This is a genomic window from Curtobacterium citreum (assembly GCF_006715175.1).
In the GTDB taxonomy this organism is placed as follows: Bacteria; Actinomycetota; Actinomycetes; order Actinomycetales; family Microbacteriaceae; genus Curtobacterium; species Curtobacterium citreum.
Window position 1 is genome coordinate 348,667 of the sequence record NZ_VFMQ01000001.1, and the last position, 20,415, is coordinate 369,081.

The 20,415-nt window shown below is 73.1% G+C and carries 23 protein-coding genes; 22 read left to right on the forward strand and 1 reads right to left on the reverse strand.

All coding sequences use genetic code 11. From position 1 onward, the window contains the following. Positions 1–39: 39 nt before the first annotated feature. Entirely contained in the window at positions 40–531 is a 492-nt protein-coding gene (locus tag FB462_RS01780; protein ID WP_058742464.1) for an inorganic diphosphatase, read from the reverse strand. Positions 532–595: 64 nt separating this feature from the next. Here FB462_RS01780 and tilS point away from each other — a divergent pair, with 64 nt between their 5' ends. The 22 genes from tilS (at position 596) to FB462_RS17775 (ending at position 20,329) form a co-directional block, all read left to right on the forward strand. Beyond that, positions 596–1,618 carry a tRNA lysidine(34) synthetase TilS gene (gene tilS, locus FB462_RS01785; RefSeq protein ID WP_114850630.1) on the forward strand — a complete coding sequence of 341 codons (1,023 nt, stop codon included), beginning with the start codon at positions 596–598 and terminating at the stop codon, positions 1,616–1,618. Between the two features lie 16 nt (positions 1,619–1,634). Further along, positions 1,635–2,186: a hypoxanthine phosphoribosyltransferase gene (hpt, locus tag FB462_RS01790; protein ID WP_058742466.1), complete on the forward strand. Its 552-nt coding sequence runs from the start codon at positions 1,635–1,637 to the stop codon at positions 2,184–2,186. 147 nt (positions 2,187–2,333) lie between these two features. Then, on the forward strand, positions 2,334–4,322 hold the full coding sequence (ftsH, locus tag FB462_RS01795; RefSeq protein WP_058742467.1) for an ATP-dependent zinc metalloprotease FtsH: 1,989 nt from the start codon (positions 2,334–2,336) through the stop codon (positions 4,320–4,322). A 6-nt stretch (positions 4,323–4,328) separates the two neighbouring features. Continuing rightward, a complete protein-coding gene (gene folP / locus FB462_RS01800) occupies positions 4,329–5,330 on the forward strand; it encodes a dihydropteroate synthase (protein ID WP_229666908.1) in 1,002 nt (333 codons plus the stop codon). After that, entirely contained in the window at positions 5,327–5,716 is a 390-nt protein-coding gene (gene folB, locus FB462_RS01805) for a dihydroneopterin aldolase (RefSeq protein WP_141859758.1), read from the forward strand. Before folP ends, folB begins: the two co-directional genes overlap by 4 nt. Then, the gene (gene folK / locus FB462_RS01810) at positions 5,713–6,288 is read left to right on the forward strand and encodes a 2-amino-4-hydroxy-6-hydroxymethyldihydropteridine diphosphokinase (RefSeq protein ID WP_141859759.1); all 576 of its coding nucleotides are present in this window, start codon (positions 5,713–5,715) and stop codon (positions 6,286–6,288) included. Before folB ends, folK begins: the two co-directional genes overlap by 4 nt. After that, positions 6,285–6,773: a DUF3180 domain-containing protein gene (locus tag FB462_RS01815; protein WP_141859761.1), complete on the forward strand. Its 489-nt coding sequence runs from the start codon at positions 6,285–6,287 to the stop codon at positions 6,771–6,773. Before folK ends, FB462_RS01815 begins: the two co-directional genes overlap by 4 nt. A gap of 22 nt (positions 6,774–6,795) precedes the next feature. After that, positions 6,796–7,317, forward strand: a complete 522-nt coding sequence (locus tag FB462_RS01820) for a PH domain-containing protein (RefSeq protein WP_058742270.1) — start codon at positions 6,796–6,798, stop codon at positions 7,315–7,317. 8 nt (positions 7,318–7,325) lie between these two features. Next, positions 7,326–9,056 carry a PH domain-containing protein gene (locus tag FB462_RS01825; RefSeq protein ID WP_141859763.1) on the forward strand — a complete coding sequence of 577 codons (1,731 nt, stop codon included), beginning with the start codon at positions 7,326–7,328 and terminating at the stop codon, positions 9,054–9,056. Then, positions 9,053–9,745: a Rossmann-like and DUF2520 domain-containing protein gene (locus FB462_RS01830; protein WP_229666909.1), complete on the forward strand. Its 693-nt coding sequence runs from the start codon at positions 9,053–9,055 to the stop codon at positions 9,743–9,745. The genes FB462_RS01825 and FB462_RS01830 overlap by 4 nt, the downstream gene beginning before the upstream one ends. Before the next feature lie 196 nt (positions 9,746–9,941). Further along, positions 9,942–11,135, forward strand: coding sequence for a PVV-CTERM domain-containing choice-of-anchor G protein (locus tag FB462_RS01835; RefSeq protein ID WP_141859765.1), 1,194 nt, complete (start codon positions 9,942–9,944; stop codon positions 11,133–11,135). Further along, the gene (locus tag FB462_RS01840; RefSeq protein WP_058742264.1) at positions 11,135–11,320 is read left to right on the forward strand and encodes a hypothetical protein; all 186 of its coding nucleotides are present in this window, start codon (positions 11,135–11,137) and stop codon (positions 11,318–11,320) included. Before FB462_RS01835 ends, FB462_RS01840 begins: the two co-directional genes overlap by 1 nt. 266 nt (positions 11,321–11,586) lie before the next feature. Further along, complete coding sequence (locus FB462_RS01845) at positions 11,587–12,945, forward strand: XrtP-associated glycosyltransferase (protein ID WP_141859767.1); 1,359 nt, start codon at positions 11,587–11,589, stop codon at positions 12,943–12,945. A gap of 1 nt (position 12,946) precedes the next feature. Further along, complete coding sequence (gene xrtS / locus FB462_RS01850) at positions 12,947–13,630, forward strand: exosortase S (RefSeq protein ID WP_141859769.1); 684 nt, start codon at positions 12,947–12,949, stop codon at positions 13,628–13,630. Continuing rightward, positions 13,630–14,478 carry a septum formation family protein gene (locus FB462_RS01855; protein WP_141859771.1) on the forward strand — a complete coding sequence of 283 codons (849 nt, stop codon included), beginning with the start codon at positions 13,630–13,632 and terminating at the stop codon, positions 14,476–14,478. Before xrtS ends, FB462_RS01855 begins: the two co-directional genes overlap by 1 nt. Then, positions 14,471–16,228 carry a glycan biosynthesis hexose transferase WsfD gene (gene wsfD / locus FB462_RS01860; RefSeq protein ID WP_141859773.1) on the forward strand — a complete coding sequence of 586 codons (1,758 nt, stop codon included), beginning with the start codon at positions 14,471–14,473 and terminating at the stop codon, positions 16,226–16,228. Before FB462_RS01855 ends, wsfD begins: the two co-directional genes overlap by 8 nt. Then, the gene (gene wecB, locus FB462_RS01865; RefSeq protein ID WP_229666910.1) at positions 16,225–17,352 is read left to right on the forward strand and encodes a non-hydrolyzing UDP-N-acetylglucosamine 2-epimerase; all 1,128 of its coding nucleotides are present in this window, start codon (positions 16,225–16,227) and stop codon (positions 17,350–17,352) included. Before wsfD ends, wecB begins: the two co-directional genes overlap by 4 nt. Beyond that, on the forward strand, positions 17,349–18,023 hold the full coding sequence (locus FB462_RS01870) for a class F sortase (protein WP_141859776.1): 675 nt from the start codon (positions 17,349–17,351) through the stop codon (positions 18,021–18,023). Before wecB ends, FB462_RS01870 begins: the two co-directional genes overlap by 4 nt. A 139-nt stretch (positions 18,024–18,162) precedes the next feature. Then, positions 18,163–19,665, forward strand: a complete 1,503-nt coding sequence (gene lysS, locus FB462_RS01875; RefSeq protein ID WP_141859778.1) for a lysine--tRNA ligase — start codon at positions 18,163–18,165, stop codon at positions 19,663–19,665. 91 nt (positions 19,666–19,756) lie between these two features. Next, positions 19,757–19,960 (forward strand): hypothetical protein, encoded by a 204-nt coding sequence (locus tag FB462_RS01880; protein ID WP_058742233.1) that lies wholly within the window; start codon positions 19,757–19,759, stop codon positions 19,958–19,960. Between the two features lie 42 nt (positions 19,961–20,002). Further along, positions 20,003–20,134 carry a hypothetical protein gene (locus tag FB462_RS17770; protein ID WP_259550538.1) on the forward strand — a complete coding sequence of 44 codons (132 nt, stop codon included), beginning with the start codon at positions 20,003–20,005 and terminating at the stop codon, positions 20,132–20,134. A 63-nt stretch (positions 20,135–20,197) separates the two neighbouring features. Next, positions 20,198–20,329, forward strand: a complete 132-nt coding sequence (locus FB462_RS17775; RefSeq protein WP_257222155.1) for a hypothetical protein — start codon at positions 20,198–20,200, stop codon at positions 20,327–20,329. Positions 20,330–20,415 lie beyond the last annotated feature (86 nt).

The window sequence follows — 20,415 nt, forward strand, 5'->3', positions numbered from 1 at the left end:
CCTGATCGGAGAGCGGGCGTCGTCGTCGGTGTCGGGCGGTCAGTGACCGGCGGGCACGTACGCGGCCTGGCCGGCCTGCACGATCGCCTCGGCCTCGGCGGCGTCGCCCCAGCCCTCGGCCTTGACCCACTTGTTCGGCTCGAGGTCCTTGTAGCGCTCGAAGAAGTGCGCGATCTCGGCCTTGGTCTGCTCCGGGACGTCCGCGATGTCCTGGACGTGGGCCCAGCGCGGGTCCTTCGCCGGGACGACCAGCACCTTCGCGTCGTTGCCGGCCTCGTCGCTCATCTTGAAGACGCCGACGGGGCGGACCTTGACGCCGACACCCGGGAAGGTCGGGTACTCGAGCAGGAGGAGCGCGTCCACCGGGTCGCCGTCGTCGGCCAGGGTCTTCTCGAAGAAGCCGTAGTCGGTCGGGTAGACGAACGACGTGAAGAGCACGCGGTCGAGGTACACGCGACCGGTCTCGTGGTCGACCTCGTACTTGTTGCGGCTGCCCTTGGGGATCTCGACGACGACGTCGTACGCGGCCATGTCTGCACTCCTGGTTTGTCGATCGGGCTGTCGGTGGTTCCGAAAGCGCGGCTAACGTTACCGGGTGAACGCTCCGCGCCCCCGGCTCGACCCCGCCGTCGCCGAGACCCGTCGCGCCGTCCGCGGGCTGCTCGCGCAGGCCCGACAGGACGGGATCGTGCGCGACGGTGACCTCGTGACCGTCGCGCTGAGCGGCGGTGCGGACTCCCTCGCCCTCGCGGCCGCGACCGCGTTCGAGGCGCCGAAGCAGGCCCTGCGGGCCGGCGCCGTGGTGGTCGACCACGCGCTCCAGGCGGGCAGCGAGGCGGTGGCGACCCGTGCCTCCCGGCAGGCGTCGTCGCTGGGACTCGAGCCGGTGACCGTCCGTCGGGTCGCGGTCGGGTCCGACGGTGGTCCGGAAGCGGCCGCACGGGAGGCGCGCCACGCGGCCGTCGCGCTCGTCGCGACCGCCACCGGGTCGCCCCTGGTGCTGTTCGGGCACACGCTCGACGACCAGGCCGAGACCGTGCTGCTCGGCCTGCTGCGCGGCAGCGGGCCGGACGCCCTGTCCGGCATGGCCCCGCTGGTGCGGCGGGCGGAGGGACCGGCCTACGGCCGGCCGCTCCTCGCGGTGCGTCGGCACACCACCCGCCAGGCCTGCGTCGCCGCCGGACTGGCCCCGTGGGACGACCCGCAGAACGACGACCCCGCGTTCACCCGGGTGCGGGTGCGGAACACGCTCCTGCCGGCCCTCGAGCGGGAGCTCGGCGCGGGGGTGCCCGAGGCGCTCGCCCGAACGGCCGACCAGCTCCGCGAGGACGCGGCAGCGCTCGACCACTTCGCCGAGGAGCTCGCGGAGGACCTCGCCGAGCACGCCGAGGCGGGCATCTCGCTGTCGGTGTCGGGGCTCCTCGCGAACCCGCCCGCGCTCCGGCAGCGACTCGTCCGGCTGGCGGTCGAGGGGGAGTTCGGCGTCACGCTGTCGCGCACCCAGACGCTCGAGGTCTGCCGGCTCGTCACCGACTGGCGTGGACAGGGACCGATCGACCTGCCCGGGGTGCAGGCCGCTCGGGAGGGCGACCGGCTGGCGTTCAGCGCCGCGCCGTGACGGTTACCCTGGACCGGTGGAACTCTCCGACGTCCAGGCAGACCTGTCCGAAGTGCTCTTCACCCCCGAGCAGATCGACGCGAAGCTCGCCGACCTCGCCGCGGCGGTCGACCGTGACTACGCGGGCAAGGACCCGCTGCTCGTCGGCGTGCTGAAGGGCGCCGTCATGGTGATGGCCGACTTCTCCCGGCACCTCAAGATGCAGGCGCGCATGGACTGGATGGCGGTGTCGTCGTACGGCTCCGGCACGAAGTCGTCCGGTGTGGTGCGGATCCTCAAGGACCTCGACACCGACCTGCACGGCCGCGACGTCATCATCGTCGAGGACATCATCGACTCCGGCCTGACGCTCTCGTGGCTCAAGCAGAACCTGGAGTCCCGCGGGGCCGCGAGCGTCGAGATCGTCGCACTGCTGCGCAAGCCCGAGGCCGCCAAGGTCGAGGTCGACGTGAAGTACGCCGGCTTCGAGATCCCGGACGCCTTCGTGGTCGGGTACGGCCTGGACTTCGACGAGCGCTACCGCAACCTGCGCGGCATCGGCGTGCTCGCGCCGCACGTCTACTCCTGACGGTCCGGTCGGCCCGCTCGGCCGACTCGTCGAGCGTGTGGAGTTCGCCCGCAGAGGACACCCATCCCCGCCACAGAGTCGCGGCCGTATGCTGACGACCACGCAACTCCGGCAGAGAAAGGTGTCGGGCCTCCGTGCCCGGATCACATGGACTTCAAGCGCATCCTCCGCGGGCCGTACATCTACGTGCTGATCGCGATCGTGGGGATCTGGATCGGCTGGGCCGTGATCAGCCAGTCCGGCACCCAGCAGATCGACACCCAGAAGGGTCTCGAGCAGCTCTCGGACGGCAAGGTCTCCTCCGTGGTGGTGAACTCCACCGAGCAGCGCGTGGACCTCACCCTCAAGGACGGCAACGCGAAGGAGCAGTTCTACTACTCCACGCCGCGTGGCGAAGAGGTCATCCAGGCCGTCAACGACGCCAACCTCCCCAAGGGCTACAACGACACCGTGCAGCAGGGGAACTGGTTCCTGTCGCTCCTCGGCATCATCCTGCCCTTCCTCATCATCGGTGCCCTCTTCTGGTTCCTGCTCTCGAGCGCCCAGGGCGGCGGCTCGAAGGTCATGCAGTTCGGCAAGTCCCGCGCGAAGATGAACAACAAGGAGAACCCGCAGGTCTCCTTCGCGGACGTCGCCGGCTCGGACGAGGCGATCGAGGAGCTCCACGAGATCAAGGAGTTCCTGCAGGAGCCGGCCAAGTTCCAGGCCGTCGGCGCGAAGATCCCGAAGGGCGTGCTGCTGTACGGCCCTCCCGGGACCGGCAAGACCCTGCTCGCCCGCGCCGTCGCGGGTGAGGCCGGTGTGCCGTTCTACTCGATCTCCGGTTCGGACTTCGTCGAGATGTTCGTCGGCGTCGGTGCCAGCCGCGTCCGCGACCTGTTCGACCAGGCGAAGCAGAACGCCCCGGCGATCGTCTTCATCGACGAGATCGACGCCGTCGGTCGCCACCGCGGCGCCGGCATCGGTGGCGGCAACGACGAGCGCGAGCAGACGCTCAACCAGCTGCTCGTCGAGATGGACGGCTTCGACGGCAAGACGAACGTCATCCTCATCGCCGCGACGAACCGTCCCGACGTGCTGGACCCCGCGCTCCTGCGCCCCGGCCGCTTCGACCGCCAGATCGGTGTCGACGCGCCCTCGCTCGCTGGGCGCAAGCAGATCCTCGAGGTGCACGCGAAGGGCAAGCCGCTCGCCGCGAGCGTCGACCTGGAGCTCCTCGCCCGCAAGACGCCCGGGTTCACCGGCGCCGACCTGGCGAACGTCCTCAACGAGGCCGCGCTCCTGACCGCCCGCTCGAACGCGCAGCTCATCGACAACCGCGCCCTGGACGAGGCCGTCGACCGCGTGATGGCCGGCCCGCAGCGCCGCACCCGGATCATGTCCGACCAGGAGAAGCTCATCACCGCCTACCACGAGGGCGGCCACGCCCTGGCGGCTGCGGCGATGCGGCACACCGACCCGGTCACGAAGATCACGATCCTGCCGCGCGGCCGCGCCCTCGGCTACACGATGGTGCTCCCGCTCGAGGACAAGTACTCCGTGACGCGCAACGAGCTGCTCGACCAGCTGACGTACGCCATGGGTGGCCGCGTGGCCGAGGAGATCGTCTTCCACGACCCGACGACCGGCGCCTCGAACGACATCGAGAAGGCCACGTCGACCGCGCGCAAGATGGTCACCGAGTACGGCATGAGCCGTGCGGTCGGGTCGGTCAAGCTCGGCTCCGGGTCGAGCGAGCCGTTCGTCGGTCGCGACATGGGCGGCAACGGCGGTCGCGACTACTCGGAGAACATCGCCGAGACCGTCGACGCCGAGACCCGCGCGCTGCTCGAGGCCGCGCACGACGAGGCCTACCAGGTGCTCAACGCGAACCGCGACATCCTCGACCGCCTGGCCGGCGAGCTCCTCGACAAGGAGACGCTGGACGCGCCGGAGCTCGTCGAGATCTTCAAGGACGTCCGCAAGCTGCCCGAGCGCCCGCAGTGGCTCTCGAGCGACAAGCGGCCGGTCTCGAACCTGCCGGCGATCGAGTTCCCGGGCAAGGCCGCCTCGACCGCGGCGGAGCAGGGCGACACCGAGTCGCCGTCGAAGCCCCGCCGTCGGCCGTTCGGCAACCCCGGTATCGCCCCCGCCTAGGCCGGCATGACCGACCTGCCGACGAGGCGCGCGCGCCGACTCGCCGAGGCGAGCTCGGCGCGCGACGTCGAGCTCGCCGCCCGCGCGGCCGCCGCCGAGCCCCCGACGGTCGCGATCGACCTCCGGGCGCCGGCTCCGGTGCCCGAGATCGTCACCGCGTCGACGCGCGCCGACCGGACCGCGGCCGGACGGACGGTCGCCGACGGCACGCGCGTGATGGGCATCCTCAACGTCACGCCCGACTCGTTCAGCGACGGCGGGCTGCACCAGGCGTACGACGCCGCCGTGGCCCACGCCCGGCAGCTCGTCGCGGACGGTGCCGACCTGGTCGACGTCGGCGGGGAGTCGACCCGACCGGGCGCCGAGCGGGTCCCCGTGGACGTCGAGCAGCAGCGCGTGCTGCCCGTCGTCCGCCAGCTCGTGTCCGAGGGCATCGCGGTGAGCGTCGACACGATGAACGCCGCGACCGCCGAGCGCGCGGTCGAGGCCGGCGCCGTGATCGTCAACGACGTCTCGGGCGGGCTCGCCGACGACGACATGGTGCGGGTCGTGCGGGACACCGGCGTCGGCTTCGTCGTGATGCACTGGCGCGGCCACAGCGACCGCATGTACCGGAACGCCGAGTACGCGCACGCCGTCGACGAGGTCCGCCGCGAGGTCGAGCTGCGCGTCGCCGAGCTCATCGTGCTCGGGGTCCGGCAGGAGCAGGTCGTGATCGACCCCGGCCTCGGCTTCGCCAAGCAGGGCGTCCAGAACTGGGAGATCCTGGCCGGCTACGAACGCTTCGCCTCGATCGGGTTGCCGGTGCTCGTCGCCGCCTCCCGCAAGCGGTTCCTGGACGGGGTCGGCAGCGCTGCCGGTGCCCCGCCGCGGGACCGCGACCTCGCCACCGCCGCGATCAGCCTCCTCGCCGCCGAACGCGGCGCGTGGGGGGTCCGCGTGCACGACCCGGCACCGACGCGTGCCGTGCTCGACGTCTGGGATGCCTGGAGGGCAGCACGTACATGAGGGACACCATCCGACTGACCGGGGTCCGCGCCCGGGGCCACCACGGCGTCTTCGACCACGAGCGCCAGGACGGCCAGGACTTCGTCGTCGACGTCGCGGTCGAGGTCGACGCGAGCACGGCCTCCGGCAGCGACGACCTCGCCGACACCGTGCACTACGGCGTGCTCGCCGAGCAGGTCGTCGCCGAGATCGAACGCGACCCGGTGGACCTGATCGAGACGGTCGCCGAGCGCATCGCCGCCGCGGTCCTGACGCACCGCGCGGCCCTGGCGACCGAGGTCACCGTGCACAAGCCGCAGGCGCCGATCACGGTGCCGTTCAGCGACGTGTCGATCACGATCCGGCGGACCCGCGGCGGTGCCGTCCCGTCCGAGGAAGAAGAGTGAGCCGGGCGGTCATCGCCCTCGGCGCGAACCTCGGCGACCGCGGGAGCACCCTGCGCGCCGCCGCCCGGGCCATCGCCGACCTGCCCGGCGTCCGCCCGGTCGCGTCGAGCCGCGAGGTCGAGTCGGTCGCGCTGACCCTGGACGGCCTCGACACGACGAAGCCGCGGTACCGGAACGGCGTCGTCGTGGTCGACACGGACCTCGGCCCGCAGGAGCTCCTCGACGCGCTGCACGGGATCGAGGACGAGCACGGCCGCACCCGCGAGGTGCGCTGGGGCGACCGGACGCTCGACCTCGACGTCGTGGCGATCGACGACCTCGTGCTCGACACGACCACCCTGACGGTGCCGCACCCGCGCGCCGGGGAACGGGCGTTCGTGCTCGCGCCGTGGCTCGACGCCGACCCGGACGCCGTGCTGCCGGGTGTCGGACCGGTGGCCGACCTGCTCGCAGCGGTCGGCGACGACACCGAGCGCGTCGACGAGCCGCGCCTGTTCGACGAGCCGACCCGCGCCTCCCGTCCGACCCGCGCCTCCCGGTCGGAGCCGCTCGCACCGGAGCCGACCGCGTGAAGCCGACCCGCGCCTCCACCCTCGTCAGCGTCGCGCTCGTGGCGGCCGTCGCCGGGTTCGCGCTCGACGCGGTCCTGGCCTCGCGCCAGGCGCCGACGCTGTTCCTGTCCACCCCGCTCGGTGCGACCCTCGCCCTGATCGGCGTCGCCGTCGTGCTGATGGCCCGCCCGGTGCGGCGGCACGCACGCGACGGGGCGTCCCGGCAGCGCAACGTCGACCCGCTCTACGCGACGCGCGTCGTGGTCCTCGCGAAGGCGTCGAGCATCGCGGGCGCGCTGTTCGGCGGCTTCGGTGCGGGGCTCCTGGTGTACGTCCTGACCCGTTCCGCGCTGCCGCCGCTAGGCTCGGTCCTGCCGAACGCCGTGGCGGTCGGGGGCGGTGCCGTGCTCGTGGTGTGCGCGATCGTCGCCGAGCGCATGTGCATCGCGCCACCCCCGGGTGACGACGACGACGACCTGCCGAGGGGCGGCACGACGGCGAACTGACCGACGACCGCAGGAGGCCGTGATGCCGCTGGAACGACTCGACGAGCCGGGCCTCGGCCTGACCGGGACCACGTGGACGCGGGTGTCGCCGAAGCTCGTCTGGACCGAACTCGTCAGCACGGTGCTCGTCGGGCTCGTGCTCACCGCCGGCTGCGTGCTGTTCGCGGTGCTGAACGACGGCTTCGGGCAGACCGCCGGCACGGTGTGGAGCCTCATCGCGATCGTCGTGGCCGTGGTCGCCCTCGTGACGGCGGTCCTCACGCCCCGTCGGGTCCGTGCGATCGGGTACGCCCTGCGCGACGACGACCTGGTGCTCCGACGCGGCCTGATGTGGCAGCGCTTCACCGCGGTACCGTACGGCCGGATGCAGCTCGTCGACGTGAACCGCGGCCCGCTCGACCGCGTGCTCGGCCTGAGCGAGCTGAAGTTCGTGACGGCGGCCGCCTCGACGAACGTCCGCATCCCGGGCATCCCCGCTGCCGACGCCGACGCGCTGCGCGACCGGCTCGTCGAGCTCGCCGAGACCCGTCGCGCCGGGCTGTAGGGGGCACCGTGACCTTCCGACCCGGACCACCGCCACCGGCACCGCCCACGAAGGGCGACGCCGCCGCCGCAGCGCCCCTGACCGACGGCGAGTGGCACCGCCTGCACCCGCTGACACCGCTCCTCAAGGGCGGCATCGTGCTCATCGTCGTGCTCGGGTACGTGCTGAACAACCTCCGCGACCAGCTGCTCGAGTTCGTCATCCCCGGCGCAGGTCCCCAGGACGACGGCGACCCGGTCCGCTACGTGTGGGAGCACGGCGCCGTCGGGTGGGTGCTGCTCGGGATCGTGGTGCTGCTGATCGTGCTGATCGGGCTCTTCTACCTGTCGTGGCGGATGCACGAGTTCCGTGTCACGGGCGAGATCGTCGAGGTGCGGTCGGGCGTCCTGTTCCGCACGAACCGCCGGGCCCGGCTCGACCGGATCCAGGGCATCAACATCTCGCGGCCGATCATCCCGCGGATCGTCGGCACGGCGAAGCTCGAGATCGCCCAGGCCGGCAACGACGCGAACGTGCAGCTCGCGTACCTCGGGGCCCGGGCCGCGGACGACCTGCGCTCCCGCATCCTCGTGCTCGCCTCCGGCGCGAAGGACGACGACCCTGCGGTGGAGCGCACGTCGTACGGCCCGCTGCAGGACCGCGTCGAGGAGCTGTTCTCGCCCGAGCTCGACCCGGGCGCCGTGCACGCAACCCGCGTCGTGAAGGTGCACCCCGGTCGGCTGATCGCCTCGATGCTGCTGTCCGGCACGACGGTGTTCATCCTGCTGGCGGTCGCCGCGATGATCGTCAGCGTCGCGCTCACCGGCGAGTACGGGATCCTGTTCGGCCTGTTGCCCGCCGTCATCGGTGCGGGCGGGTACTACGTCCGGAAGTTCTCCCGGTCGCTGCAGTACACGATCGCGGACACCCGAGACGGCATCCGGATCGGCTTCGGGCTCGTCTCCACGTCGAACGAGACGCTCCCGCCGGGACGCATCCACGCCGTCAGCGTGGCGCAGCCCCTGCTGTGGCGGCCGTTCGGGTGGTGGGACGTGCGCATCAACCGGGCGACGAACGCCGGGAACGGTGCGTCGAACAACCAGCAGGCATCGTCGATCGTGCTGCCGGTGGGCCGGGCCGAGGACGTCCGTCAGGTCCTCGACATCATCCTGCCCGGGCTCGTCGGCACGGCAGTGGCCGGACCGTCGGCGTCCCGCGCGGCACTCCGCGAGGGCGCGTCCGAGGCCGTGGACGTCGTCGACGAGAGCCTCACGACGACCGGCGACCGCGGCGGCTTCGTGCACTCGCCCCGACGGGGCGCGTGGCTCCGCCCGCTGTCCTTCCGCCGCAACGGCTACCGGTTCGTGCCGGGCGCGGTGCTGCTCCGGCTCGGTGCGGTGTGGCGGTCGCTCGTGATCGTGCCGCTGCCCCGCGTGCAGAGCGTCAAGGTCGAGCAGGGGCCCCTCGAGCGCTGGCTGCGGCTCGCCTCGGCACACGTGCACACCGTGCACGGGCCGGTCTCGGCGCGCGTCGGCGCGCTCGACGCGCGCGACGCGCAGCGCCTGTGGTCGGAGACCGCGCACCGCGCGGTCGAGGCGGCCGCGGCGGACACCTCACACCGCTGGCGCGAACGGGAGGCACGGCGCGGCCCCGCCACGTCGGGCACCAGCGCGACCACCCCGTCCGGCGACGCGTTCCCGGGGAGCCGCACCGCGCCTCCCGGCTGGGACGACGTCCCGACACCGGGAGCCGCACGGTGAGGGCGGGACGACTCGGGGTCGGCGTCGTCGGCGCGGGGAAGGTGGGACCGGTCCTCGGCGCAGCGCTCGCGAACGCGGAGCACGCGGTCGTCGGGGTGACGGCCGTGTCGGACGCGGGACGCGACCGCGCCGAGGCGATGCTCCCGGGCGCCCCGGTCCTGGCGACCCCGGACCTGGTCGAGCGGAGCGAACTCGTCCTGCTCGCGGTCCCCGACGACCAGCTGGCGGAACTCGTGCGGGGGCTCGCCGACGCGGGGATCTGGCAGCCCGGGCAGCTCGTCGTGCACACCAGCCCGGACCACGGCGTCGGTGTGCTCGCACCGGCGCTCGCGGCCGGCGCGATCCCCCTCGCGATCCACCCGGCGATGGCGTTCACGGGCACGAGCGTCGACCTGACGCGCCTCCGCGACGCGTACTGCGCCGTCACCGCGCCGGCGCCCGTGCTCCCGATCGCGCAGGCCCTGGTCGTCGAGATGGGAGCGGAGCCCTTCGTCGTCGCGGAGCAGGACCGGCCCGCGTACGCCGACGCCGTGCGTGCGGCGGTGTCGTTCTCGACCGCGATCGTCGACCAGTCCGCCGGCACGCTCTCCGGGATCGGCGTCGAGCAGCCGGGCCGGGTACTCGGTGCGTTGGTGCGGTCAGCGGTCGACAACGCGCTCGCGGCGGCCGACGGACAGGCCGCCCTGTAGCGGACCCGACCGTCGACCCCCGAAGAGGGGCACGGACCGGGGGTCGTGCTCTCCCTGTGCATCCTGCTAGCGTCGAGATCGGCTCAGCTCCGTCTCACCAGCGGAAGCGGGTCGGGACCCGTCCTCACCAGGCGGATCCGCACGGCTCGCTCTCACCAGGCGGGTCCTCACCCAGAGATCAGATGGAGTTTCCCCCATGACGCGGCACACCCTTGCCGCGACCTCCGCAGGGGTCGCCTCGGCGACCGCTCTCGGAGTCGCGCTCACCCTCCTCATCCCCACCGCGGCGCAGGCAGCGCCCGTGGTCTCCCAGGCGAACGGCCGGCTCGTGTCGACCACGCTGCTCACCACCGGCACCCTCGACTCGATCGCGTCGCTCCGCGGTGCATCGGCCGTCAACGCGGACGGTTCGGCGGACGTCGTCGCGAACACCCCGCTCGACGCCACGGCCCTGCAGTCCGTGGGGCTGCAGAGCGGTGGCGTGAACCTGTTCGGCAACAACGGCATCATCCAGCTCGGTGCGGTCGGGCAGTACGCGGTCGCGAACGCGGACGGGTCCTCCGCGGCGTTCTCCGGCGCGGTCAGTCAGGCACCCAGCCTGCTCGGTGCCGGTGTGACGGTCACGCCGTCCACGCTCGGCGCTCCGGCCGCGAACAGCAACGCGCAGCTCCGCGTCGGTTCGGCCACGGCGCCGGTCAGCCTCGACGCCCGCATCGGCGCGCTCGCCGCGTCGGCCACGCAGGACGTCAGTGGCAACCAGAGCGGGCAGTACACCCTGTCGACGCTGGACCTGACGGTCGGCGGGACGGTGCTCTCGCCGACGCTCGCGTCCCTGCGGACCGCCCTCGCGCCGCTGTTCGTCCTGGGCGGGACGAACCCGATCAACGCGGACGGCACGGTGCAGGTCACGCTGGCCGACATCCTCGCCGCGGCGGGGGTGAGCGACCTCAACCAGCTGCCGGCCGGGACCAACCTGCTGCAGTACGTGCCGGCCGCGGTCGTCGCCAAGGTGACGAGCACCGTCAACGCACTCCCCGGCATCGGGAACCTGTCGTTGGTCCCCGGCCTCCTCGCCACGCTCACGAACACCGTGCAGCCGGCACTCGGCACCGCGATCGACGCCCTGGCGCAGCTCAACGTCAACGTCAAGACGAACGGCGCCGACGGTGCCTTCACCGAGACGGCACTCCGCGTCGGCTTGCTGAACGCCGGAGCGCTCACCACGGTCGACATCGCCTCGGCGACCGTCGGTCCGAACGCCGGCCGTGCCGCCGTCCCGATCGTGAACCCCGCCTCGGCCGGGATCGCGGGCGGTGTCGGTCTGCTCGTCGCCGCGGCGTTCGCCCTCACGGTGGTCCGTCGTCGTCAGGCCCTCGCGGTCGCGCGCTGATGTACACCGGCAGCGGCAGCGGGATCGTCGGCCCCGCGGTGCTGACCGGCGGCGCGGTCGTCGCCGGGTCGCAGACCACCTTCGGCCCGTTCCTCCTGCTGGCGGTGGGCATCGCGATCGTGGCCTTCATCGGCATCCGGACGCTCTACCGACGACGCCAGCAGCGTTCGGGCCCGCTCGGGTAGCGCGCCGGGACCACCGCCGCACCGCTCGGGTGCGACACCGTGTCGGGACGGTGCCGCACCCCTCGGGGGAACCGTCGCACGACAGCGTGCCCTGCGGTCCCCACCGGTGGTCGCCCTCCCTCGGGCGGCCACCGGCCCTCGCCGACGGGCCCCTGACCCGTCCGGCACCTGCGGTCGACCCCTCACCACGGTCGACCCCTCCCGTGGCACCGCGTCGGCAGCACGACGCGGTGCCACGGGACTCGAACCCCCTGGAGCCGTCCACCGTGACCGCAACCGAGTCCGCGCAGATCCTCGCCTTCGTCCTGCTCGTGGTCTTCCTGGCCTACGTCCTCGCCATCCTCGTGCCGTTCCTCCGGCGCCGCCCGGACCGCGAGGGCAACGCCGACGCGTTCACCTGGCACGCGTTCGTGCCCTGCCGCGACGAGGAGGTCGTGATCGGCGCGACCATCGAACGGATGCGCTCTCGGTTCCCGGCGATGCACGTCTGGGTCATCGACGACGACAGCGACGACCGGTCCGCGGCGATCATCGCCGAGCGGGCGGCGGTCGACCCGCACGTGCACCTCGTGCAGCGCCGCCGTCCGACCGCGCGCACCGGCAAGGGCGACGCGCTGAACGCCGCCTACGCCCAGCTCGACGCGTGGCTGCCGGCCGGGACGGACCGTTCTGCGGTCGTCGTCGTGGTCGTCGACGCGGACGGGATCCTCGCCGAGAACGCCCTCCGGCAGGCCGCCGGCCGCCACGCGTTCGGCAACCCCGCGACCGGCGCGTGCCAGGCAGCGGTGTGGATGTCGAACCGCGACGACCGCGACCCCGCCGGCGCGGCCCCGGGGCGGCTCGGCCGCTGGTGGTCCCGGTACCTGATCCGCATGCAGGACATCGAGTTCCGCACGACCATCGCCGCGATGCAGTGCCTGCGCGGCCGGACGCTCTCCGTCGGGCTCGGCGGCAACGGGCAGTTCACCCGGCTCAGCGCCCTCGATGCCATCGCGCAGGGCGAGCGGACGCCGTGGCACGGATCGCTGCTCGAGGACTACGAGCTCGGCGTGCACGTGATGCTCGCCGGGTTCCGGAACGTGTACCTCCACGACACGCACGTCGAACAAGAGGCCCTCCCCGGCACCCGACGCCTGCTCACGCAGCGCACGCGGTGGTGCCAGGGCGGCATGCAGTGCGCGCGGTACCTCCTGCGGATCTTCACCTCGCCGCACGTCACCAACGCCGGGGCGCTCGAGGCGAGCTACTTCCTGGTCCAGCCCTACCTGCAGATGGCCGGTGTCCTGCTCTGGCCGACCGTGTTCGTCGCGATGGTCGCGCAGGGGTCGGTCTCCGAGGGCTCGTTCTGGGCCTGGTTCGCCGAGGCCTGGTGGCTCCTGCCGCTCGTCGTCATCACCGGCATCGCGCCGTTCGCACTGTGGCCGCTCATCTACCGCCGGCACATCGGGGAGCGGACGGGGATCGGCACCACGCTCGGGTGGGCGCTCGGCTACTGGATCTACATGTACCAGAGCTACGTCTGCGTGCCGCGGGCCTTCACCCGCATCCTGACCTCCCGCAACGGCTGGGCGAAGACCCGTCGCAACGCGGAGACCGACCACCTGTTCGTCGCCAAGGAGGCCTGACGTGTCGCACGCCGTCACCGCCCCCGTCGTCTCGTCCGCGGGCCCCCGCCGCGCCGTCGGACTGCTGCTCCTCGCGCTCGCCGCGGCGCTCCTCGTCGTCCAGCCGACCTTCCGCGTGGTCGAGGCCGAGGTCACGGCCTGGGTCGTCGGACAGTTCACGGACGGACGGTCCAACGCGGCCGTCGACGTCATCTACTTCGGCATCGGCACGCAGGACGTGCACGGCATCCAGATCACGCCGATGTGCTCGACCGTGGTGCTGCTCGTGCCGCTGCTCGCGCTCGGCGGCGTGCTCATGCTGCTCGGCTCGGTGCCGTTCCGCCGAGCCGCCGTCGCGCTCCTCGGGGCGCTGGCGATCGCCGTGGCCTGCAACGTCATCCGGTACGTCGGGTCGTCGGTGGCGCTGCAGCGCTGGGGCACGGCGGGCTTCGACGTCGTGCACGAGTACGTCGGGTCGCTGTTCGTGATCTTCGGGTTCGCCGGGGCGGTGCTGCTGCAGGTCGTCGTGTCGGTCCGGGGTCGGCGCCGGGGGACCGCGCCGGACCGGACGCGCGGTCCCGGGGCCCGTCGTGCCGACGGCCGGGCACGGCGTGCCGACGGTGGGCCCCGTCGCGCGGGCACGGAACACGCGGCGGGCGCGGGCGCCGGCGTCGGGGTGCGTCGCGCCGGGCGGCGGCGGGCCTGATGCGCCGGGTGCTCGGAGCGTCGACGGTCCGCACCTTCGGTCGTGCCGTCGGGGCGGTCACCGCCGTCGTGGTCGTCGCCGCCACCGCGGGGTGCGGGGTGCTCGACCGTCAGCCGCCGGCCGCCTCGACCCCGGCGCCTGTCGGCACCTGCTTCGACCTCCGCTACCTCGCCGAGGTCACCGCGGTCAGCCTGGGCGCCCCCGCGGTCGACTGCGACGACGAGCACACGCTGCAGGTGTCCGCGACCACCGAGCTGACCGGATCCCCGGCCGACCAGCGGGAGCGTCCGACGCAGCAGGTCCTGCAGCGGCTGACGAGCCGGCTGTGCGGGTACGAGCAGGCGCGGGCGTTCGTCGGGGCCGCGGAACGCGACGGAGTCGTCCCGCTCGCCACCTGGGCGTACTGGCCGACCGCTGCCGAGTGGGCGGACGGCGACCGCGCGGTCACATGCGCCGTGGGACTCGTCGGCACCGGTGGCGGACCGCGCACCGTGACCCGCTCGCTCGAGGGCGTGCTCCCCACCCGCTCGTCCGCCGACGTCCGGCAGTGCTACCGGCAGCAGGCGCGTCCGGACGGCACGTGGGAGCCGTTCGGGACGGCCGTGCCCTGCTCGGCACCGCACAGCAGCCAGGACGTGAACGCCTGGCTCGACGTCACGACCGGGGACCCGACGCAGCAGGACGTCGAGCGGATGTGCTCCCCCTTCGTCGGGGACTACCCGACCACGTTCGTCACCGGCGTGGCCGTGCAGCAGACCAACGGGACCCACTCACTGCACTGCGCCGTCGGAGGAGACAGTCGTGCCGGACTCACCACGGGAGCGTTCCTCCCGACCAGCCGTGGTTGACACGGCCCCCGCCCCGGTCGCCACCCCGTCGGCACCGGCGACCCGGGGCTCGCGGCGGGCCGCGAGTGCCTGGCTGCTCCTCGTCTGGCGGTGGATCGCCCCGGGTGGGCCGGCCGAGGACCCGCGGGGCCGATGGGCCACGGCCGTCGTCGCGGGGTGCCTCGCCGTCGCGGTGCTGCTCCTGCACCTGTTCGTCCCGACCGTCGTCGGGATGGGGGACCAGGGGGACGGCCAGCGGCTGATGTGCGCGTTCGGGGTCGCGAACACCGCCCCGTACGACTACGCCGCGAGCACGCAGTACGTCTTCACGCAGTGGGTACCGCACCGCTGGGCGGGCGAGGCGTGCGGTGCAGGCGGGTCCGGCGAACCCTACGTGTCGTCCCAGATGCTGCTCGTGTGGCCGGCCGTCGTGCTGACGCCGCTGTTCGGCTGGGGCGCCGGCATCGACACCCGCGCCGTCGGCATCGTCTGCGTGCTCGTGTTCGGGGTGCTCGTCGCGCTCTTCGTGGCGTTCCTGCCCGGACGTGCGCTCTTCCGGCTGATCGCCGCGGCCCTCGTCGTCGCGGTCGTCGGCGACGGCGTCTTCGCGCGGTTCTTCGTGTCCCCGTACTCCGAGGCAGCCTGCTTCCTCGGGGTCCTGGCCATGGTCGTCTGCCTGCTGGCGATGTGGCGGCGGGGCGACCCGACGTGGCTGGGGATGCTGCTCTTCTCGCTCGCGACGGTGTTCACGATCACCGCGAAGACCCAGATGGTCGCCCTCCTGCCCGCCGCGGCACTCGCGCTGCTCTGGCGTCCGCTGCCGGCGCGCCGGGGACGGGGCAACCCGGTCGCGCAGGCGCGCCGCCGGCGGGGCGACCCGGACCCGCGCGCCGGGCGCCCGCGTCCCCGCGGCCGCGTCGTCCCCCGTCTCCTCGGGGCCTCGCTCGTGGTCGCCCTCGCCGGGGTCGCCGTCGGGTACGCGGCGATCCAGCCGCGGCACTTCACGCTGCTCAACACCTACAACGCGGTCTTCGTCGAGATGCTCCCGCACAGCCCGGACCCCGAGGGCGACCTCCGCTGGTTCGGCCTGCCCGCCGACTGGGCGTCGAGCAGCGGCACGACGGTGGCGTCGGAGAACGCGGCCGTCCACCGGCCGGACTTCCCGCGGTTCACCGAGGAGGTCTCCCAGGGCCGGATCGCCCTGTTCTACGTGACGCACCCGGCCCGACTGGTCGGGATGGCCGACCGCGGGCTCGAGGCGATGACGCAGCCGGTGCTCGGCTACGTCGGTGCGTACCCGCCGGACGTCGGTGCCGAGCCGTGGCAACAGGAGCACCGGTTCCCCGTCGTCGTGGTCGTGTCGGCGCTCCTCGGGACCGTGCCGTCCGCGATCGTCCTGCTGCAGATCGTCGCCCTCGCGCTCGGCCTCGGCCTCGCGTTCCGGCGGCGGCAGCTCGGCGACCGTGCCGCGGCCTTCGGGGCGACGGTCGTCGTGACCGCGGTCGCGACCTGGGCGCAGTTCTGGGCCGTGATGCTCTCCGAGGGGGCGTCGGAGATCTACAAGCACCTGCTGGTCACCGACCTGCTGAACATGCTCCTGCTCGTCAGCATCCCGCTGTCCGCCGCGCTCCTCGCCCGGCGGATCGCCACCCCGCGCAGTGGGTCAGCCCGCGGCGCACGGCGTCGGACCGGCCCGGTCCGGCGCACCACCCACCAGGAGCCCCGGCACGTCTCGTCGCTCCGACCGACCGGACCGGGAGGTCACCGGTGAACCCGCACGTCATGGTCGTCTTCGGGACGCGTCCGGAGGCCATCAAGGTCGCCCCCGTCGTGCGACGACTTCGCGCCGACCGCTCGATCGACACGACGGTCGTCGACACCGGCCAGCACGCCGGACTCCTCGAGCCCGTGTACGCGACCTTCGGCTTCGACCCGGACGAGCGGCTCGACGTCGCGGTGCTCGGGCAGGACCTCACCGCCCTCGCCACCCGGACGATGACGGCGGTCGGCGCGGTCATCGCCCGACGTCGCCCGGACCTGGTGCTCGTGCACGGGGACACCTCGGCCGCCGCGGTGACGGCGCTCGCCGCCCACTACGCGCACGTCGAGGTCGCACACCTCGAGGCCGGGCTGCGGTCGGCGGACCTGTGGTCGCCCTGGCCGGAGGAGGCGAACCGCCGGGTCATCGGGCAACTCGCCTCGGTCCACTTCGCCCCGACGCAGCGTGCCGCCGATCGCCTGCTCGCCGAGGGCGCCGACGCCGCGGCCGTGCACGTGACGGGCAACACCGTGATCGACGCGCTCCTGCACACCCTCGACGCGACGCCTCCGGCGCTCCCGGCGCCCGTGCAGGCCGCGCTCGACGCCGGACGCCGTCTGGTGCTCGTCACGGGTCACCGCCGCGAGTCGTGGGAGAGCGGACTCACCGACACGGCCGCGGGCATCGCCGACACCGTCCGCGACCGCGACGACGTGTTCGTCTGGGCGCCGCTGCACCCGAACCCGATCGTCCGCGCGGCGATCGAGCCCGCGTTCGCCGGTCTCGACCACGTCCTCGTCGACGCGCCCCTCGACTACCCGACGTTCTGCCGGGCGATGCAGGTCGCGCACTGCATCGTGACCGACTCCGGCGGCGTGCAGGAAGAGGCACCCACGCTCGGCACCCCCGTCCTCGTGACGCGGGACACCACCGAGCGCCCCGAGGCGCTGGAGGCCGGCGCCTCGCGGCTGATCGGCACCGACCGCGCGGTCGTCCGGGCCGAACTGGCCGCGCTCCTCGACGACGACGACCGGTACCGAGCGATGGGCCGCGCGGTGAACCCCTACGGCGACGGACGCGCCGCGGAACGGGTGCACGAGGTGGTGCGCGCCGTGCTCGGGGACCGCGCCGCATGACCCGCCCCGGCGGCCCGGGCGGACCGGGACGTGGTCGGCGGCTCGCGACGACGGCTGCACTCCTGGTCGCCGGCGTGCTCGTCGTGGTCGGCGTCGTCGGGATCGTCCAGCAGGGGGAGCGTCCGCCGGCGACCCCGTCGCTCCCCGACCTCCGGGGCAACCGCGTCGACGCCGCCCCCGGACTCGCACCGTCCCCGGCCGCCGTGCGCCGGATGGCCGTCCGGGCCGCGGACGGCGACGCGTTCCGGGTGCCGGCCGTGGGGCTCGACGTCCCGCTGCGGTCACTCGTCACGGTCGACCACGAGGTCCAGCCGCCGACCTTCACGGACGCGTTCTGGATCCGGGACCTCGGCACCGGCGTCCGGACACCGGAGCGCGGCACGGTCTTCGTCGCGATGCACTCCCTGCGCGGCGGCGGGGTCGGTCCGGGCAACGCGCTGTACGACACGGCGTCGGGCACGTCCCGGGTGGGGGTCGGCGACGCCGTCGAGGTCGCGGGGGCACGGTACGTCGTGACCGGGACCAGGACGGTGCCGAAGCCGTCGATCAGCGGCGACGCCACGGTGTGGGCGGACGTCCCGGGGCGGCTCGTGGTCATCACCTGCCTGGAACGACCGGACGGCGGCCCGTCCCGCGACAACTTCGTGGTCGAGGCGCGCCTGGCCCCCTGACGAGGGCGAGCGCCCGCGCCCCGCCGTGCGGCCGCCCGCCCCGCCGTGCGGCCGCCCGCGCCGACGGGCGCCCGTCCGAGCGCGAAGCGCCGGGTACCATCGGAGCGTCCCCCACGACCCCATCGGAGCCGCACCAGCAATGAGCGAAGAGACCGCCGCAGAAGCCCTGTCCGCCGAGGAGACCAGCGAGCAGCGACAGGTCCGGCTCGACAAGCGGACGAAGCTCCTCGACGCCGGGATCGACGCCTACCCCGCCGAGCTCCCGATCACGACGACGATCCCCGCGGTCCGTGAGCAGTACGCCCACCTGGAGACCGGCGAGGAGACCCAGGACGTCGTCGGCATCGCCGGCCGCATCGTGTTCTCCCGCAACACCGGCAAGCTCTGCTTCGCGTCCCTGCAGTCCGGCGACGGCTCCCGCATCCAGGCCATGGTCTCGCTGGCCGAGGTCGGCGACGAGTCCCTGGCCCGCTGGAAGGAGTTCGTCGACCTCGGCGACCACGTCTTCGTGCACGGCCGCGTGATCTCCTCGCGCCGCGGCGAGCTGTCGATCATGGTCGACGACTGGGCGATGGCGGCCAAGGCGATCTTGCCCCTGCCGAACCTGCACAACGAGCTCAACGAGGAGACCCGGGTCCGTCAGCGGTACCTCGACCTCATCGTCCGCGACCAGGCCCGCGCGACCGTCCGTGCCCGTGCCGCGGTGATGGCGTCCCTGCGCAGCACCTTCACCGGCCACGAGTACCTCGAGGTCGAGACCCCGATGCTCCAGACGCAGCACGGTGGCGCCTCCGCACGCCCGTTCGTCACGCACTCGAACGCGTTCGACACCGAGCTGTACCTGCGCATCGCGCCCGAGCTGTTCCTCAAGCGGGCGGTCGTCGGCGGCATCGACCGCGTCTTCGAGATCAACCGCAACTTCCGGAACGAGGGCGCCGACTCGTCGCACTCGCCCGAGTTCGCGATGGTCGAGGCCTACCAGGCGTACGGCAACTACGAGCAGATGGCCGACCTGACGCAGGAGCTCGTCCAGAACGCCGCGAAGGCCGTCACGGGCGGCTCGCTCGTCGTCACGCTGCCGGACGGTTCCGACTACGACCTCGGTGGCGACTGGGCGCGCATGGACATGTACGAGTCCCTGTCCGAGGCGTCGGGTCACGAGATCACTCCGGAGACCCCGCTGTCGGAGCTGCAGGCGCTCGCCGACGCCGAGGGCGTCGAAGTCGCGCACGCCACGCACGGCAAGTACGTCGAGGAGCTGTGGGAGCACTTCAACGGGGACGAGCTGTACGCCCCGACGTTCGTGATGAACTTCCCGGTCGACACCTCGCCCCTCACGCGGCAGCACCGCACCCGTCCCGGCGTGGTCGAGAAGTGGGACCTGTACGTCCGCGGCTTCGAGCTCGCGACGGCCTACTCGGAGCTCGTCGACCCGGTCGTGCAGCGTGAGCGCTTCGTCGAGCAGGCGAAGCTCGCCGCGGGCGGCGACCCCGAGGCGATGCGCGTCGACGAGGAGTTCCTCCGTGCCCTCGAGCACGCCATGCCCCCGTCGGGCGGCATGGGTATGGGCATCGACCGCCTCCTGATGGCGATCACCGGGCTCGGCATCCGCGAGACGATCCTGTTCCCGCTGGTCAAGTAGGCGGACCGGTCACGTCCCACCCGGCCTGGAGGCGCGGTGCGGGTCCGCCCCGCACGGCGCCTCCCACGGTCGGCCGGGTTATGATCGCCGGGTGCCGCAGGGAGTCGTGACCGGGATCATCTTCGCCGTGACGCCGACGATCGTCGTCGGCCTCATCTTCTGGTTCGTCATGCGCGCGATCATGCGGGCCGACCGGACGGAGCGCGCGGCCTACGCGAAGGTCGAGGCCGAGGAGCGCGCCCGCTTCGAGCGCGAGCACGGCCGTCCCGCCCCGGCACCGACCTCGGCCGAGTAGCCGCTTCACCCCGCGTTCACCCGTCGGTGGTGCACTGACGCGGTGGATCCCGCAGAGCTCGACGCCGAGGACGCCTTCGGACACTCGGTGCTGCCCGACGCGGTCCGCGACGCGTCCTGGCTGGAGGACGAGGACGACCTCGACGACCTCGACGAGGACGACGTGGACGTCTGACCGTCCGCTCCCGGCCACCGGCCGTTCACCGCGCCGTCGCCCGGCGGCGTGAGCATCGTCGGCATGTCCACCACGCACGTCTTCACCGGTCGCAGCCTCGTCGGCGACATCGAGAGCGAGTACGACGAGTTCGACCGCGACGCCGACCTCGAGGTCTCGAAGCGACGGGACGGGTGGCTCGAGCCCTCCTGGTGAGCCCCAGATCGTCCTCCTTCGGGGTACGTCACGCCGGATCGAACCGATCCCGGCCGACGTACCCCGTTTTCGTGTCCACGGGACGC

Bases quoted from the DNA above. Each gene is read 5' to 3' on its own strand.
- FB462_RS01820 (WP_058742270.1), top strand. From the start codon at position 6,796: ATGCCGCTGGAACGACTCGACGAGCCGGGCCTCGGCCTGACCGGGACC.
- FB462_RS17775 (WP_257222155.1), top strand. From the start codon at position 20,198: ATGTCCACCACGCACGTCTTCACCGGTCGCAGCCTCGTCGGCGACATC.
- folP (WP_229666908.1), top strand. From the start codon at position 4,329: ATGACCGACCTGCCGACGAGGCGCGCGCGCCGACTCGCCGAGGCGAGC.
- FB462_RS01870 (WP_141859776.1), top strand. From the start codon at position 17,349: ATGACCCGCCCCGGCGGCCCGGGCGGACCGGGACGTGGTCGGCGGCTC.
- FB462_RS01855 (WP_141859771.1), top strand. From the start codon at position 13,630: ATGCGCCGGGTGCTCGGAGCGTCGACGGTCCGCACCTTCGGTCGTGCC.
- ftsH (WP_058742467.1), top strand. From the start codon at position 2,334: ATGGACTTCAAGCGCATCCTCCGCGGGCCGTACATCTACGTGCTGATC.
- FB462_RS01840 (WP_058742264.1), top strand. From the start codon at position 11,135: ATGTACACCGGCAGCGGCAGCGGGATCGTCGGCCCCGCGGTGCTGACC.
- lysS (WP_141859778.1), top strand. From the start codon at position 18,163: ATGAGCGAAGAGACCGCCGCAGAAGCCCTGTCCGCCGAGGAGACCAGC.
- folB (WP_141859758.1), top strand. From the start codon at position 5,327: ATGAGGGACACCATCCGACTGACCGGGGTCCGCGCCCGGGGCCACCAC.
- FB462_RS01835 (WP_141859765.1), top strand. From the start codon at position 9,942: ATGACGCGGCACACCCTTGCCGCGACCTCCGCAGGGGTCGCCTCGGCG.
- FB462_RS01780 (WP_058742464.1), bottom strand. From the start codon at position 531: ATGGCCGCGTACGACGTCGTCGTCGAGATCCCCAAGGGCAGCCGCAAC.